Raw genomic sequence first — 15401 nt, forward strand, 5'->3', positions numbered from 1 at the left:
GGACCCGGAATGACCGGGTCCCGCGAACACGAACCTCACGCCGCCGAGCCGGAAGCGGCGGCGTCAGGGGCCCCACAGCAGGTCATTGACCTTCTCTGCGGTGGCGTGGAGGAGCGGGTCGACGACGTGCTGGTAGCGCTTAGCCATGGACGCGGAGGACCAGCCCATGATCTGCATCACGACGCGTTGAGCGACGCCGAGGAGCAGCAGGACGGTCGCTGCGGTGTGTCGGGCGTCGTGCAAGGCGGCTTCGCGCACGCCTGCTTCGGTGAGGAGTTCCTTCCAGCGGTGGTAGTCGGTGTTGGGGTTGAGCGGGGCTCCGGTGGGTGAGGTGAACACGTAGCCGGTCTCGGTCCACATCTGACGGGCGGTTTCCCGTTCGGTGTCCTGGAGTTCGCGGTGGCGTACCAGGAGCTTGAGCAGTTCGTCCGGGAGGCCGATCGCGCGGCGGCCGGCACGGGACTTGGTGTCCTTGGTCTCGCGCCGGGCCTGGACCCGCTGGGGGCAGTAGCCCGGTTTGCGACCGCAGGTGTCACCGCAGCCATGGGCGTACTTCGGGCGGAGCCGTGAGCGGCGCACGTACAAAATCCCCGTGTCGAGGTCGATGTCGGTCCACATCAGGCCGAGGACTTCGCCTTGGCGCAGGCCGAGTGCGAGCGCGATGACCCAGCGGGCGGCGTTGCGGCCCTTGGCGGCCATCAGGAGGATCTGCTGGATCTCCTCGACGGTGTACGGCTCGACCTCGTGCTCGCCTGGCTGCGGCGGCTTGGCGTTCTTGGCGACGTTGTCGGTAAGGAGGCCATGGCGGACGGCCTCGCCGAGCGCGACGCGCAGGGTGCGGTGGGCCTGGTTCGCGGTGGCCGGCGCGCTGCCCGCCTTGATCATCGCCGCGTAGCAGCGTTCCAGGTGGACGGGTTCGAGCCGGGTGAGGCGGTGCGCGCCGAGCCGGGGAATCAGGTGGACGCGGACGGCGACCTCGTATCCGGCGACGGTGTTCTCGGACAGCAGGCCGTTGTCGACGGCGAGCGGTAGCAGTTCGCCGGTCCAGCGGGTGAGCCACGCCTCCAAAGTCAGCGGCTTGCCGGCCTTGCGGACCTGACCTGCGTCGCGGGCCTTCTCCAGCTTGCGGACCTTTTCGACGGTCTCGGCGCGGGAGCGGGAGGAGACGTGGCGGCGGTCCGGCTTGCCGTTGTCCTTGACGCCGACGGTGACGTAGCCGTGCCAGCGGCCGTCGTTGCCGAGGAAGACCGATGAGGCGCCGTTGGGCTGACGGGGCTTGGATTCGCGGGACTTGCCAACGCTGGTGTTGTCCGCGCTGGTGTTCGGGTTGGTCATGGCGCTGCCCTGCTCAGGCCGCGAGCGCCTGGTCGGCGACCAGGGAGGCGACGTAGGCGGGAAGGGCTTCGGCGGGGACGCGGCGCAGGCGGCCGATGACCACGGAGGTGATCTGGCCGGAGGCGATGAGCGCGTACATGGTGGTCCGGCCGACGCCGAGGCGGCGCGCGGCTTCCACGACGGTCAGCAGGACGAGGGTGGGATCGCCATCGGCAGCCGGGGCGGCGGGCAGGCCGACGGGTGCGGTCGAGGGCGCGGTGGTGTGGTGCGGCAACAACGCAGCTCCTTAGCACCGTGTCCCGGCTAGGGCACGGTGGTGGATTTCCTGGGATGGGCGGTCGGCGTAGGCGCCGGGTATGTCCGGCTGTGCGGTGTTCACAGCAACGCAGGGCCGGGGTTCGGGGAGAGCGTCCGGTGTTCGCAGCACCGGTGTGCTCAAAGGGTGTTGGGCGGGTCAGGGCTCGTCGAAGGTGGGCGGCGGAGTGCGGAGCCGCGCCATCGTGCTGAGATGCGCGATGCCCTCCTCCTCATGGGCCTCGGGGGCTAGGGCGAGCCGGAATTCGCCCCGCTCTTCTGCCTCCACAGCCTCCGCGAGCATGCCCTCCACGACGTCGCGCAGCTCGGGGGTGGCGGCCAGGGTGGCATCGATGCCGGCACGGATTTCGGCCGCGCCGTACCGGGTCGCGTCGGCGGCCCGCCAAGTCGCGATGTAGGTGTGGATCAGCCGGTTGAGGTATTCGACGGCGGCATCGTCGGGCGGGGCGATCAGCCGCTCGACGGTGATGTCGAAAACCTTGGCGAAGCCGATCGCCTCATCGAGGTTGATGCGTCGGCGCGGCTCGCCGCTTTCGATACGCCACACGGCTGACTGGTTGATGGGGTGCCCTGCCTTGGTCATGCGCTCGGCGACCGTGGCCGTGCTCCAGCCGTGGGCCTCCCGCAACGCGCGGATACGCGCCGCGGCGTTCTCCTCCGCCTCGACGGGCAGGCCCCTGGGGCTGGTCGCTTCCACCACCCAGACATCTCCTCCAGCATCATTCCCGATGCGCATTGCATCGTACGCCCGTGGACAGTACAGTGATGCGAGCAGAAAAGCAAGCTATGCAGATGGAATTATGCAGAGAGGGCATCACCCGGGCGGACTGCGACCGCCTGGAACGCGACAAGGCCCCCGGTGCTGCGAACACCGAGGGCCTCAAGAGACCGAATAACCGCCCATCCCAGGACGATCCACGAACGGTGCCGGGTAGCCGCCCAGCGCCGTCGAGTCAGGAGTCTCGTGCGCCAGAGTACGTGCTTCCCGGCCTGCGCGCCATCCTCCGCGCCGGCCGGAGGCAGCACCACGCCCGCCCCCACACGGGGGCCGGGCCGCGCCGTACCCGAGTACACCCGCGCCGGCGGGCCGATCCCGAAGGTCGGCGACGCAGCTGGGGTGACGCGATGAGCCTCCAGCCCGAGGTCCGCCGCGGCGGGAATCTGCCCTTCGGCATGGTCGCCTCGCGGTGGATGTGCGACCCGCGCTACTCCGCGAACGCCAGGACGCTTTACGCGATCCTCGTGTCCTACGCGGACACCCAAGGCCGCGACACCCGCGCGGGCAAGCCGTACCGCAAGGAACTCGCCGCCCAGCTCGGCGTCCACCTGTCGACCCTGGACCGCACCCTCGACGAGCTGGAGGCCGGCGGTCTGGTAACCGTCGAGCGCCGGGCCCGTGCCGACCGCGCCGGAGTGAGCGACGCGAACGTCTACCACCTGCACGACGCCGGGGTCATGTTCCAGGGCAACGGCTCCTGGACCGACCCGCTGCCACCCGGCAGATCCGCAGCGGACGTGGCCAAGGAACGCACCGCAGCGCGCCGTCTCACCAAGCAGCGGGCGGGGATCCCACGGCAGGGCGGCGTGGCCAAGGGCGTCAACCCCCGAGCCGGTCGCGCCAAAGCCGCCGACACGCAGACCTCCGAAACCGGGGGTGGCAGCACCGATGCTGCCACCTCTGCGAGCACCTCGACCGAGCTCCACGAGGCGGGGGGTGGCAGCACCCATGCTGCTACCCGTGGCAGCACCCATGCTGCGGGGGTGGCAGCACGGGTGCTGCCCTTTATTAAGAACCCTGTCCAGAACCCTTCTCCAGAGGCGCCTTCGGCGCGCAGCGCCGCTGACGCCCGAAGGGCATCTCACCAAGGTGAGGGTCCGGCCCGCGAGAGCGGCGGCGCCGCGTCCGACACCACCACGCAGACGGAGAAGCCCGGACCCCGTCGAAGCCCGCTGCTGCCCGCCGACGTCGCCCGTGTCCTCGCCGCCTACCCCGGCGACCTGACGCAGGCCGTCGAAGCGACCGCAGGCACCCGCGCCCCGCGCGCCCTCATCACCGCGATCCGCGCCCAGCTGGCCGAGCGGACCGCGGACCAGCTCGCCCACCGCGTCGCGCGGCGCTGGCATGCCCACGGCCACGCAGCCCGCCATGCCGACGGAACCATGGACCGCCCCGTCGGCGTCGCGGTCGCCCTGGTCCGCGCCGGGGAATGCGGCCATGCCCGCTGCGAGGACGGCACCGACCTGGACACCGGCGCGCCCTGCCGAGCCTGCGCTGAACGCCGCCGCGACCGCAACACCGACCGCCGGTCGGAGGAGCGCACCGGCCACGGCACCGCCCGGACCACCACGGCGCAGCGCGCCGCCGAAGCAGCGGCGACCGAGCCCGAGCGCCGTGTCAACGGCCTGTGCCCCGGCTGCCGCCTCCCGGGCACCGGTGGCGAGCACTGCACTGCCTGCCTACACCGCGCCAGCGCCGACCGGGACGACGCACCGCCGACGCGGGCCGTCCCGCCGAGGCCAACCGTCATCGCACCACGCAGCTCGAACGAACAACTGCGGCCTCGCTGCACCCGATGCCGCACGCGCACCGGACGCGACCGGTGGGGCGGTCTCTGCGGCCCCTGTCAGGCCGACGGCCGCCCTGCTTCCGACACGTCCGAGAGCCCGTCGTGACACTCCCGCAGCGCCTGACCACCTCGCCGCAGCTCGACCCCTTGGAGCCTGCCCTGCACCCGACCGCCCACGTACCCGCACCACATCCGCACCGCGCCACCCCAGCCGGATGGTGGGACCGCGTCGCCGTCGGTGGCCTCGCCGCAGCCGGGTTCCTGCTGTCGTACGACGCGCTGCGGCAGATGGCCGCCGCGGCCCACGTCCGCCCGGCCCTGACCTGGCTGTTCCCGCTGATCGTCGACGGGTTCATCGCGTACGGCGTCCGCGCCCTGCTGCTGATGCGCCGCGCCCGCCCCGCAGCCCGCGCCTATGTGTGGCTGCTGTTCGCGCTTGCGACCGGCGCGAGCATCTGGGCGAACGTCCTGCACGCCGTCGTCCTGAACCAAGAGGAACTCGCGTTCATCTCCGGGCCGGGCACTCACAATGACGGCGCCGGGCTGCGGCTCGGCGACACCGTCGTCGGGGTCCTGTCGGCCGTCGCCCCGCTCGCGCTCGCCGGAGCCGTCCATCTCCACACGCTCATCCACCAACCGCGTCCCGACACGGCCACCGGCACGGCGACCACGGTGGCCGCCCTTTCGGACGCTCCACCGGGAACCCGACTCCCCGATGTCGACGGAGCGACCGAATATTTCGGCGTCCCCGGTCAGCTTGATCACCGGGGCACCGACAGCCCGACCGGTCCCGCGGACACCAACCCGATGCCGCTTCAGTACCGGACGCCGTCCGACCGCAATAGCGGTCACCAGCCCTCCGAGCCGCACGCATATTCCGGTCAGTCCGCTGCCACAGACAGGAGCGGCCCGCTGCTGACCGGATTGGCGGACGGCACGCGCCACGAGCGGGTGTCCGCTCCAGACTCATCCGGACGAGCCGCGGACATCGGTGCCAATCCGGATTTCGGCGGGCCAACACCCGCGGACCCCTCGCCAAGCGGCAGGTCCTCGCGTCGGGGTCGGCGGCCCGTCGCGGACGACGAGGTCCTGCTCGACGTCGCGCGCAGCGCCGTCGCCGACACCGGACGCGTCAGCCGCGCCACAGTCCGCGACGCCATCCGCGCCGAGGGGCTCTCCGTCGGCAATGACCGCCTCACCCTGCTCATGGCGCAACTGCGTTCGTCCTGAGCTGCCCGGTCCGGCGCCGAACTCTTGTCCACACCCTGTGGAAGCAGCCTGGACGCAACTCGCCGAGCCCGGAACGCCCTTGCGCTCGGCCCGACACCGCCAATCCACACCGCCCCAGGAAGCCCGTGCCCAACGCCTCACCCCAGCCCCCGCAGCCCGACACCTCACCCCCTCCGCGCACTCCATCGGCGCTTGCCCCGTTGCCTTCCCCGAACGCGGTCGGCAACGCCCCGAACAGCGCCGCGCGCCGTGCTCCCGAGCAACCCCCAACCCCGCAGCCGGGCGGGTCTGATGACGTGAACACCGTTGCCAGCTCTACTGATTCGCCCTCCACGGGGGGAGCAAGGTGGTCGCTTGGAGTCCCTAAAGGGGCCTCCTTCGCGAAGCCCGCCCCAAGGGGCGGGGAGCGGCGCGAGGGGGCGCCACAGGAAGGGGGTGGCGTCGCGCAGGCCAAACCTGCGACCGCGAACCAGAACCCGCCCGCGCACGCGCAGCCCGAAGCCCCCGCCGAGCGCGCCACGCCCGCCGACACCGTCAACCCCACCGTGTCCGCCGAGCCTGTCGCGCCTGTCGAGCGCGCCGTGTCGGCACGTGTGCGCCGCCGCGCGTCCGCCACGCCCGAGGCCCCCGCCTCGGGTTCGAAGCGCGGCAGGCGCCCGCGTAGGCGCTCCACCGCCGGGAAGTCCGCCTCGGCTGCCGGCGGCGGCAATCACCGCACGGGCACGCTGAAGTTCCGTGTGCACCCGGACGAGAAGGCGTACTTCGAGGCCGCCGCCGCCCGTGACGGCTACACCAGCACCGCGGCATGGCTGGAGCGCGCCGCGCGCACCGCCGCCGCGCAGACCGAGCCGGGCCGCGACGACCAGCTCGACGAACTCATGCGCGCGCTCACGGACACCCACGAAGCGTTGCGCCGGATTGGCACCAACATGAACCAGATCGCCCGCGCCTGGAACACCGACCGCATCTCCGCCGAACGCAATACCGGGGACCGGCTGACCGGAATGCACTCGGGCACGCTCACCGAACTCGGACGGACACTGCGGCGGATCGACCACGCCCTCGGAGCCGTCCTCGACCACTCCGACCGCCCCACCGCCCGACCGGGCCCAATCCGGTCCGGGGCCACTGCGGAGACACCGGACGCCCCGCGCCCCGACGCCGACGGTTGTCCGGGGCGCTCCGACGAAGGGCGGGACGCCTGATGTGGCCGCAAGTCCACGAGCAGGAGGCCCGGACCATCGGGCTGCTGTCGTACCTGTACGGGCCGAAGGACGGCGAGCACACCGACCCGCACCTGGTCGCGTCCTACGACGGCTTCGCCCCCGACCCCGGACGCGACGCGGACGCCACGCTCAAGGAACTCTCCTCGCTCCTCGACCTGCCGGTACGACGCGCCGGCGACAAGGCACCGACCAAACACGTGTGGCACATCTCCGTCCGCGCCGCCCCGGAAGACCGCACCCTGACCGACGCCGATTGGGGGGACGTCGCCCGCCGGATCGTGAAGGCGACCGGGATCGACGCCGGCACGGACAGCGGCCTGCCCGGCTGCCGGTGGGTCGCGGTCCGGCACGCCGAGGACCACATCCACATCGCCGCCACCCTGGTCCGGTCGAACGGCGAGGCCTACCACCCGTTCAAGGAGGGCATCGACGCACAGGAGGAGGCCCGGCTGATCGAACGCGACTACGGTCTTCGGCGCCTCGACCGACGCGACCGCACCGCAGCACGCCGCCCCAGCAAAGCCGAGCAGCACAAAGCGAAACGCACCGGCCGCCTCCCCCGCAAACAGCTCCAGACCCTCGTCCGCACCGCCGCCGCATACGCCGCCGACCCCGACGAATTCCTCGCCCTCCTCCACCGCCACGGCATCCTGGTCGAGCCCACCCGCGACGCCCAAGGCGTCATCCACGGCTACAAGGTCGCCCTGCCGGACGATCTCAACGCCAAGGGCGAACCCGTCTGGTTCGCCGGCAGCACCCTCGCCCCCGACCTGTCCTGGCCCAAAATCCACGCCCGCCTCACCGGCACGACCGGCGACACCGCAGACAACAGCGCAACCTCACAGTGGCCAGACCTGACCGCCTCGAACCCATGGGATCGCGCCGCCGCCCACCTCGACCGCATCACCGCGCTCCTGCACATCGGCGCCGAACCCGACGGCGGCACGCATTCCCGCGCCGAGACCGACCGTTCGTCCGACGACGCCCGGATCCCCGACGAAGTCGCCGCAGCGCTCCGCGCCACCGTCGGCGAACTCCTCCACATCCTGCCGCCGACCCTGCGCAACCACCCGCTCCCCATCGAGACCCGACACGAACTGCGCCAAGCTGCAGACGCGTTCGCCCATGCCGCCCGCACCTCCGGCAAGGCCGCCCACGCCTACGCCCGTGCCATGCGCAGCACAGTCCGCGCGCTCGCCGACACCGTGCTCAGCCCGAACACCAGCGCCGAGTACGTCATCGCCGACCTGATCGCCGCAGCCTTGCTCACCGTCATCGCCATCGGCCGCTGGCACCAAGCCCGCAAACACCAGGCCCAAGCACGCGCCGCCGCCACCGCCGCCCACCACCTGCGCGCCGCCTACCGCGCCACCGCCCCCAGGCCCCTCCAACGCCTCGCTGCAAACGCCCCACGCCCCCTGCTCGCCGACGAGTACGCCAAACTGACCGGCTTCGTCCTCACCCGACGCGCCGGCCCCGGCCTGGCCGAGAAGGTGCTCGCAGATGGCGCTATCGCCGCGCTGACCACGGCCCTTCACCACGGCATCGAGCGAGGCCACCACCCGCTCGTGCTCCTCGACCACGCCGTCACCCGACGTGAACTCGACAGCGCCGATAACCCCGCCGAAGTACTCACTTGGCGCATCCACCGCCTCGCGAGAACCCATCCGGCCGCCGCACGCCGCGAGAGCAACACCAAGTCCGCAGGCCGACGCACCGGCACGCGCACTACCAGCGCGCCCCGAACCGGCACCGGCCTCCCGACAGGGCCGCCGACGACACCACCAGCCAACCGCCGCACCCGCTAGCCGACCACGATCGACATCCACCCTTACGGAGACCGCCCTGACTACTGTCCCGTCCGCCGACGACCACGCCGCCGACCAGTCGACCGCTGCCCCGCCCGCCCCGGCTCAGAGCACCGCCGCACCCATAATCAAAGTCCACCAGATCGCAGCGATCTTCCCGATGCTCCCCGAAGACGAACTCGCCGAACTCGCCGACGACATCGCCGAGCACGGCCTGCTCTTCCCGATCGTCCTCGACCCGGACGGCGTCCTCCTCGACGGCCGCAACCGCCTCGCCGCCTGCGACCGCGCCGGCGTACAGCCGACGTTCACGACCTACGAAGGCCCGAACCCGGCCGCGTACATCCTCGGCGCCAACATCAACCGCCGCCACGTCACCCAGGGCCAGCGCGCCATGATCGCCGCGATAGCGCGTTCAGGCACGCGCCACTCGCTGCGCGCCACCGCGAACGCCGCCCAACTCAGCCGCTCCCGCGTCACCGACGCCGACTTCGTCCTGCGCTACGCCTCCGACCTCGCCGACCACGTCCGCACCGGCGCTATCAGCCTCGACGAAGCCCTCGCCACCGCCCGACGACGCAAGACCGCAATCACCGACCACCAAGCGCGGTTCGCCAGCCTGGAAGCATCCGCACCCGACCTGGCAAGGCGCATCCGCGAGGAGGAGATGACACTCGCCGACGCCGAGACCGCAGCCCGCCAGCGCAGGAAGGAGGCAGCCGACCGCGAAGCCGTCCACCGCGTCGACGCGACCCGCGCCGACGACGGCGACACCGGCACCCCCTTCGCGGACCTCGCCCAAGACGGCGACATCACCTGGACCGAAGCCCTCATCCGCGCCGAGGAATACCTCACCTTCCGCGACCAACAAATCCGCCGCGACCTCGAACAGATCCACGCAAGCTGGCACGCCGTCACCGCCCTGCAGGCCCACCCCGACAGCGACCTCACCCACCAAGTCCTCGCTGACATGCACCCCGCCGCCCGAGCCCTCGCCCGCTACCTGCTCACCGTCGCCCCGCCCACCGAGGCGAACGCAGCGAACCCAGAAGCCGCTTGACTGCGGGTGGCCACCTGCGATCGGCGGCGGAGGCGTCATGCCGTACTGCGTGGCTTCGTGTTCGGGGAGCGCCTCTGTGAGCCGGCAGTTCCTGCGCGGCTCAGTCGAATTCGTCGGGGTCGCCGGATTCGATGAGGTCCCGCAGCAGGGCGTCGTCGAGGTACGCGTCGCGCAAGATCGAGCCCAGGCCGCGGAGCGCTTCCGGGTCCTGGCCGTAGGCGGCGAACATGCCTGCTTCGCAGTCGTAGTCGAAGCGGCCGTCGAGCTCGGGGGCGCGGTTGCGGACCGCCGAGCGGGCCACGCCCTCCCACCCGTATCCGTTGCCGTACTGCCCGCATTCCTCGAACACCGCCATGACACGTGGTTCGGCCAAGTCGCTGAGAAGCAGGCTGTATGAACCAGGGGTCTCGTCGCTCTCGAAAAAGGTCAGCGGCGCCAATATCTCGTGATCGATCACGCGTGGAGGGTAGACGGTGGCGGGGACGTGCGGTCGCCCCTCGGTGCCGGTCCGCGTTGGTCCTCCACGGAAAAAAGCTGCGGCATTGCGCGGCTGTTGGCCTGTACTTCATGACGAGCGACGGTTGTTCGCTCCTCGACAAGCCAGCGACACCCCGCGCGCGTCGGGTGCCCCGGATCTCGTTGCGCCAAGAGAGGGAGGCACCGACACGCGCTACTCCGTCAGTCCGACGTACCGCCTGCATTCCGCTCTGTCGCGGGGCAGGTTGTACGGGCCGAGCATCAGCAGGAAGTTGCCCCATCGCCAAGTCCGTTCGTCCAGTTCGGCCAGGGCGTGCACGACCTTGCGTGTCACGTCGTCGAGTTCGTCGTACGCAGGAAGCGGACGCGGCTTGTCCGCGCCGAAGGCGACGTACAGCACCGCACTGGTCACCGCGAACGCCGACGGCCCCGACGTCCGTGCCAGACCCGTCAACAACGCGTCCAGAGCCCCGACCGCAACCGTCCGGTCCATGGCGACCAAGGCGACCGAGGCGTAGCCCCGCAGGTCTCCAGCGTGGAAGGCGACACCGGGGGCGTCCTGTTCGGGCGGCTCGACGACAGCCGCCGCCAAAACCGCGACCACCTCCTCGTCCGTCGCGCCCAGACGGGCCAGTCCGATTGCGGCGGCCCAGCGCACCAACGGCTCGTCGGCGCCGATCCGTTGTCGAAGGAGGCCGACCGTCTCGGCGTCGTCCGCAGAGGTCACCAGCGCAGAGGCGACCAAGACACCGGCCACCACCGACGGCAGACGCTCCACGGCAAGCAGCGCGTACAGCCGCGGCACGATGTGCCGCGCCTCTTCGGGAAACCAGGCCAGCACGTAGACCGCGCCCGCGCGCACACGGGCATCAGGGTCGTCCAGCAGCGCGGTCAACCGGGGCACCTGTGCCCGGACCGCGTCGTATACCGCCAACTCGTGCCGCGCGTAGAGGTACGACGCGTCGGGATCAAACACGCGCAGCTGCATCTCGCGCACCCGGCGGTCACCTTCGTCCACCGCCTCAGCCACCCACTCCTCGACGCGGCGCCGCATCTCCTCACGGTCTCCGGAACGCAGTTCCTCGACCTCCGCCCGCCAGCCGATGATGTCCACACCCTGCGGAAGGTGCCCTTCGTAGCCGACCGTGAGCGAGCCGATGAGAGCGAGAATCCCGCCCCGCTCGGGCGTGTTGGTGTCTGCCGCCAGACCGACGAGGAAGGGCACGGCGTGCGCGGAGGCCTCGTAGCGGGAGCCTTGGTGAAAGATGTTCCCGTACAAGGCTCCCAGCGCCTTTTCGCGGACAGCCGCCTCGTCCGCACACAGCGCGCGAATCTGGTCCGGCACATCCTCCGCAGGCCCGTAGGCATGCTCAAGCCGCGCCCAGTCGACGGCGTCCAGACCATCGAGCGCGTTGATGATCGTCATGCACTGTCATTGTTCACATCCGACCGACACCGACGGGCCAAGGCCGGCGAGCGCCCCCACTCCATCACACCGCGGCGTCCGTCACGACGTACGAGCCACGGCCATCCCAGCAGGCGCGGCGCGAGGCGGCTCCAAAGCACGCGGAAGGGTAAAGCGCATGCCGGTATGGGCCTGTCCCACCTTCTTCAAACCGCCGAAGCTGTAATGCGCTCGACGAGACGGATGCCGAGAAGGGACCGCACGCAGCGGTGTTGACGGCCGCCAGTACGGGGGGCGGGCGCTGGGGTGACCTTCGGCTCCGGGTAACTCACGTGCTGCGAGCTCGTCGCGAGTCACAGTTCGCGTACGCGGTCGAGGATGTGGTGCAGGACGCCGGTGTCCGGGCCGAGCATGCCGTGCGCCCGCATGCGTCGCGCGTCGGCCATCGCCTTGGGGCCGATCGCGTATTCGATGTCCAGCGCCAGGAGACCGGCCTCGATCGGGTTCGTCCGGAGGTGCAGTGGCCCGGTTCGGCAGCCTCCGTCCGGCTGCTCGACGGCGACCCTGGGCCAGCGGATCTCCACAGAGCGATTCGGGGAGGGCAGGTCGGCCAATGACTCCGACGCGAGCAGCCGTACCACGGCCCGCATGGCATTAACGGTCATTGGTAGTGCACCTGCACAAAACAGAATGAACCGCCAGGCTGAGACCAGGCGTTCGGAGGAATGCAGCTGCCATGGTTGCTCCGTAAGAATCGCGGCAGTTGGGGGCCTAAAGCCCATCGCCTACATCTGGGTGGGAGGTTCTTCGCCGGATGGCGGTGGCAGCGCCTTGCCGGGAAGTAGACGTCGGCACGGCGGCCACCGCGTTCTCGGGGGCTCATCAGGCCGCTCGTGAGCGTGGTGGAGCTCGGATGTTCCGTGCGACCGCGTCTACTGCCGTCCGTACAGACCGTCGCGGCGTCGGCGAGTTCGGCGGAGGCGGAAGATGCTTCGGAGGGACGTCTCGACAGTTGCCGATCCGCACCCGCCGTGCAGCCCAGCGCTATCAGCCCAGCAGCTGGTTGGCGCGGAGGTGGAGCGCGTCGGCGAGTTCGAGGTTGTCGCCGCGAGTGTTGGTCTGCAACAGCATGGTGATGACGGCGAGTTCGGCGAAGCGGCCTTCGGGAGTGTTGAGCGTTTCGCCGAGATGCTCCTGGATGCGCGCGGTCGCTGTCGGGACGAGCAGGCTGTACGTGTGCAGCATCGCCGCGTCGAAGCCGGCGGGAGCCTGGCCCCAGCCTTCCCAGTCGAGGATGAGCAGTTGCGGGGCGGTCAGGTTCGCCCAGTGCAGGTCGCCATGCGCGGTTTCCCACCGAGGGACGGTTGCGTCGAAAGCGGTGCCGGGCGCCAAGGGCAGGAACTGCGGCATGGCGCGGTGCAGGTACTCCTGTCGTACGGCGATCCGGTCAGTGGGTGCCTTGGCGATGCCAACGAGCGCCTCCGCCAGCCCGCCCCACCACGCCGTCGACAGGTCGGGGTCGTTGAGCAGGACCGGACCGTGGGTGGTGACGGGCTGGGCGGTGACGCGGTCGTAGAGTTCGGCGCGATAGGCGTATTCGTTGTTGCCCCAGTCGTGGATCGCACGCAGCGACGGCCGAGGCACTGAGGCGGGAAGTTCCTGCTGAGCGGACTCGGGGCCGAGCCACAGCCGGTCGTACGCCTTGTCCTGGACCGCGCAGACGAGGCGCAGCCAACCGGGACCGTGCGACCCGGTCACCGGCCCGGACAGCGTCCGACCGCGCCAGCCCCAGAACGCGGGTTCATGATCGATGCGCAGGTCGAGCGCGGACACCGCGCGGGTGAATCCGTCGGTCATGCGGTCGGCGGTTGCGGGGTCAGGGCGCGAATACATCTCGGATGATCTTCCATTGGTCGGGAGTCGGCGCGGGGAATTCAAGCGCCCTGGCGGCATCGTGCCAGTGCTCAACGCTCCTGGTGGACAAGAGGATTCGGGTGACGCCGGGAGTGGTCGCCAGCAGCGCGAGTGCGGCCTGGGCCGCGGTGCCGCCGGGGGTCAGCAGGTCGATCGCGGCGGGCGTGAGCACGGTCAGCACGGCACCGCCGTGCAGTGGAGCGGACGCGAAGACGTCCAGTCCCGCCGCGTGCGCTTCGGCAACAGGGCCGCAACCTGCCCACGCCTGATCGACGGCCGCGAACTCGATCAACGACAAGGGCAGTTGGACGGCGTGCAGGTGGTGGCCCGCCCCGCCGACGGTGCGGGCCATGGCGAGCAGCGCGTCGATGCTGAGCAGGCCGTCGGAGAAGCCGGACCACGTCGCTACTCCGTAGCCGCCGATGCGTCCGGCGGACGCCTCCTCCTCCAGGACGTCGAACGCGGTCAGCAGCCCGGCCAGGACCGCTCGCGTATCTGCTCGCGCGTCGACCTCGGGCGCCCAGAGCGGGTGTTCGGGGTTGTGGACGAAGACGAGATCCGGCGTGCAACCAAGTTCGTGACGGCTGCGGGTGACCTGCAGGCGCAGTACCTGCGGGGCGAGGCTGTGCCCGCCGGCGGGGCGGGCGGGTAGCAGCCGCTGGTCCATGATCGCGTCCAGGACGCGGCGCGGCAGGAAGCCCGCCTTGGTGGACACGCGTACGTGCGGGTGTTCGGCCAATACGGGTGCGAGCGCTTGTTCGGCCAGGCCTCCGGCGTAGTTCGGGGCGGTGTCGATCCACCGGGCCCCGGCCACGACCGCCATCCGCGCGGAGGCGGTCACGTCGGGGCACCGATGCGTCCCGAGCCCCAGGTCGGCGGTCATGTGGCCGTTCCCGACGTGCAGGCGACCTGTCCGCGGACCAGTTCGCCGAGCGCGGACGCGGCTTGGCCGACGGTGATCGATGAGGCATTGGCGAGTTCGGCGAGTGAGTGGTCACGGCCGTCCGTCAGCAGTGCCAGGAGCGCGTACGCGGGCGCGGCGAAGGTCCACTCCTGCCCTCCCGCCGTCAGGACGGCCCGGCCCGCCGGGTCGGTGGCGAGCGTGGGGCGGGCCACGATGAGCCGTACCCGCAGCTCGGCATCGGCGGGGAGATCCGTGACGTGCGGCAGCGAGGGAGCAAGCCTCGGTTTCTCGGTTGCGTCCCGAGCGGCGGCGAACCGGGCGACGACGTCGCCTGACGACAACGACTCGGCCAAGAGCGTACGCAGGGCGGCGGCGAAGTCGTCGCGTGCCTGCGCGGTGCCGAAGCGTGGCACGTCCGAGCGCAGGACCGGGTGTTCCAGCAGTGACTCCGACAGCCACGCCAGCAGATCGGCGCCAGTTGTGGTGCGCAGTCCGCAGGTCAGGTGGAGCGACCGACCGTCCTCGGCGGCGACGTCGTGCCACCAGCCGCGTGGCACGTAAAGGACGTCGCCCGCGGTCAGTACGAATTCCGCGACTGGTTCGTCCGGCGGCGGATCCGGGAGCGCGACGTCGCGGTGCAGCGGCGCGGTGCGGGTCGGTCCGAACAGCCGCCAGCGCTTGGCTCCGTCCACCTGGACGACGACGGTGTCGTGGTCGTCCCAGTGCACGCCGAACCCCGAGTCCGCCGTCCACGACGCGTACAGGTTCACCTGCACGGTGGTGCGGAACTCCCGTTCCAGCGCGACCGCGAGGTGAGCGATGTGGTCGTCGAGTTCGTCGGCCGCGTCCAGGACCAGCGTGGCCCCTGCGGCGAGCCGCTCGTGCAGGGCGGCGGGTTGGATCTGGTGCCACACCGTGATGCGGCGCGTCACGACAGGGCGGGTGTACGCGTTTTGGGGAAGCATGTCGCCGCCCACGCACAGCCGCAGGCGGGGCTGTTCCAGCCGGTGCCGGGCCAGCACGGTGTTGAGCCGGTCCCAGTCGGCGAGGCCGGCGACCTGGGCGGCGTCGCCCGGTACCAGACGGTATGTGCGGCCGAACGCCTGGGCGAGGAAGTCCCCGCCCAGGCGTGCGACCACCGATTCAGCTGCGGTGGTCAT

The 15401-nt window shown here is 70.9% G+C and carries 14 protein-coding genes; 5 read left to right on the forward strand and 9 right to left on the reverse strand.

Annotated elements, in window-relative coordinates; all coding sequences use genetic code 11:
- Positions 1-63: 63 nt before the first annotated feature.
- The 3 genes from ACRX5W_RS11435 to ACRX5W_RS11445 form a co-directional block, all read right to left on the reverse strand.
- Positions 64-1335, reverse strand: a complete 1272-nt coding sequence (locus ACRX5W_RS11435; RefSeq protein ID WP_436787911.1) for a tyrosine-type recombinase/integrase — start codon at positions 1333-1335, stop codon at positions 64-66.
- A 13-nt stretch (positions 1336-1348) separates the two neighbouring features.
- A complete protein-coding gene (locus tag ACRX5W_RS11440; RefSeq protein WP_436787912.1) occupies positions 1349-1609 on the reverse strand; it encodes a helix-turn-helix domain-containing protein in 261 nt (86 codons plus the stop codon).
- 180 nt (positions 1610-1789) lie between these two features.
- Complete coding sequence (locus ACRX5W_RS11445; protein ID WP_436787913.1) at positions 1790-2350, reverse strand: helix-turn-helix domain-containing protein; 561 nt, start codon at positions 2348-2350, stop codon at positions 1790-1792.
- A gap of 425 nt (positions 2351-2775) precedes the next feature.
- Between ACRX5W_RS11445 and ACRX5W_RS11450 the strand changes: the two genes are divergently transcribed.
- From ACRX5W_RS11450 to ACRX5W_RS11470, 5 genes are all read left to right on the forward strand, one after another.
- Positions 2776-4323: a hypothetical protein gene (locus ACRX5W_RS11450; RefSeq protein ID WP_436787914.1), complete on the forward strand. Its 1548-nt coding sequence runs from the start codon at positions 2776-2778 to the stop codon at positions 4321-4323.
- Complete coding sequence (locus tag ACRX5W_RS11455) at positions 4320-5447, forward strand: DUF2637 domain-containing protein (protein ID WP_436787915.1); 1128 nt, start codon at positions 4320-4322, stop codon at positions 5445-5447. Before ACRX5W_RS11450 ends, ACRX5W_RS11455 begins: the two co-directional genes overlap by 4 nt.
- A gap of 545 nt (positions 5448-5992) precedes the next feature.
- The gene (gene mobC / locus ACRX5W_RS11460) at positions 5993-6652 is read left to right on the forward strand and encodes a plasmid mobilization relaxosome protein MobC (RefSeq protein ID WP_436787916.1); all 660 of its coding nucleotides are present in this window, start codon (positions 5993-5995) and stop codon (positions 6650-6652) included.
- Entirely contained in the window at positions 6652-8481 is a 1830-nt protein-coding gene (locus ACRX5W_RS11465) for a relaxase/mobilization nuclease domain-containing protein (protein ID WP_436787917.1), read from the forward strand. Before mobC ends, ACRX5W_RS11465 begins: the two co-directional genes overlap by 1 nt.
- 160 nt (positions 8482-8641) lie before the next feature.
- Entirely contained in the window at positions 8642-9541 is a 900-nt protein-coding gene (locus ACRX5W_RS11470; RefSeq protein ID WP_436787918.1) for a ParB/RepB/Spo0J family partition protein, read from the forward strand.
- Positions 9542-9641: 100 nt separating this feature from the next.
- Here ACRX5W_RS11470 and ACRX5W_RS11475 read toward each other — a convergent pair whose 3' ends face one another.
- The 6 genes from ACRX5W_RS11475 to ACRX5W_RS11500 form a co-directional block, all read right to left on the reverse strand.
- A complete protein-coding gene (locus ACRX5W_RS11475; RefSeq protein WP_436787919.1) occupies positions 9642-9998 on the reverse strand; it encodes an immunity 51 family protein in 357 nt (118 codons plus the stop codon).
- 213 nt (positions 9999-10211) lie between these two features.
- Positions 10212-11444, reverse strand: a complete 1233-nt coding sequence (locus tag ACRX5W_RS11480; protein ID WP_436787920.1) for a hypothetical protein — start codon at positions 11442-11444, stop codon at positions 10212-10214.
- Between the two features lie 332 nt (positions 11445-11776).
- Positions 11777-12088, reverse strand: a complete 312-nt coding sequence (locus ACRX5W_RS11485; RefSeq protein ID WP_436787921.1) for a hypothetical protein — start codon at positions 12086-12088, stop codon at positions 11777-11779.
- A gap of 382 nt (positions 12089-12470) precedes the next feature.
- Entirely contained in the window at positions 12471-13316 is an 846-nt protein-coding gene (locus tag ACRX5W_RS11490) for a hypothetical protein (protein WP_436787922.1), read from the reverse strand.
- Entirely contained in the window at positions 13300-14220 is a 921-nt protein-coding gene (locus ACRX5W_RS11495; protein ID WP_436787923.1) for an aldo/keto reductase, read from the reverse strand. Before ACRX5W_RS11495 ends, ACRX5W_RS11490 begins: the two co-directional genes overlap by 17 nt.
- Positions 14217-15401 carry a cupin domain-containing protein gene (locus ACRX5W_RS11500; RefSeq protein ID WP_436787924.1) on the reverse strand — a complete coding sequence of 395 codons (1185 nt, stop codon included), beginning with the start codon at positions 15399-15401 and terminating at the stop codon, positions 14217-14219. Before ACRX5W_RS11500 ends, ACRX5W_RS11495 begins: the two co-directional genes overlap by 4 nt.

This window comes from Yinghuangia sp. YIM S10712 (assembly GCF_051388935.1).
Lineage (GTDB): Bacteria > Actinomycetota > Actinomycetes > Streptomycetales > Streptomycetaceae > Yinghuangia.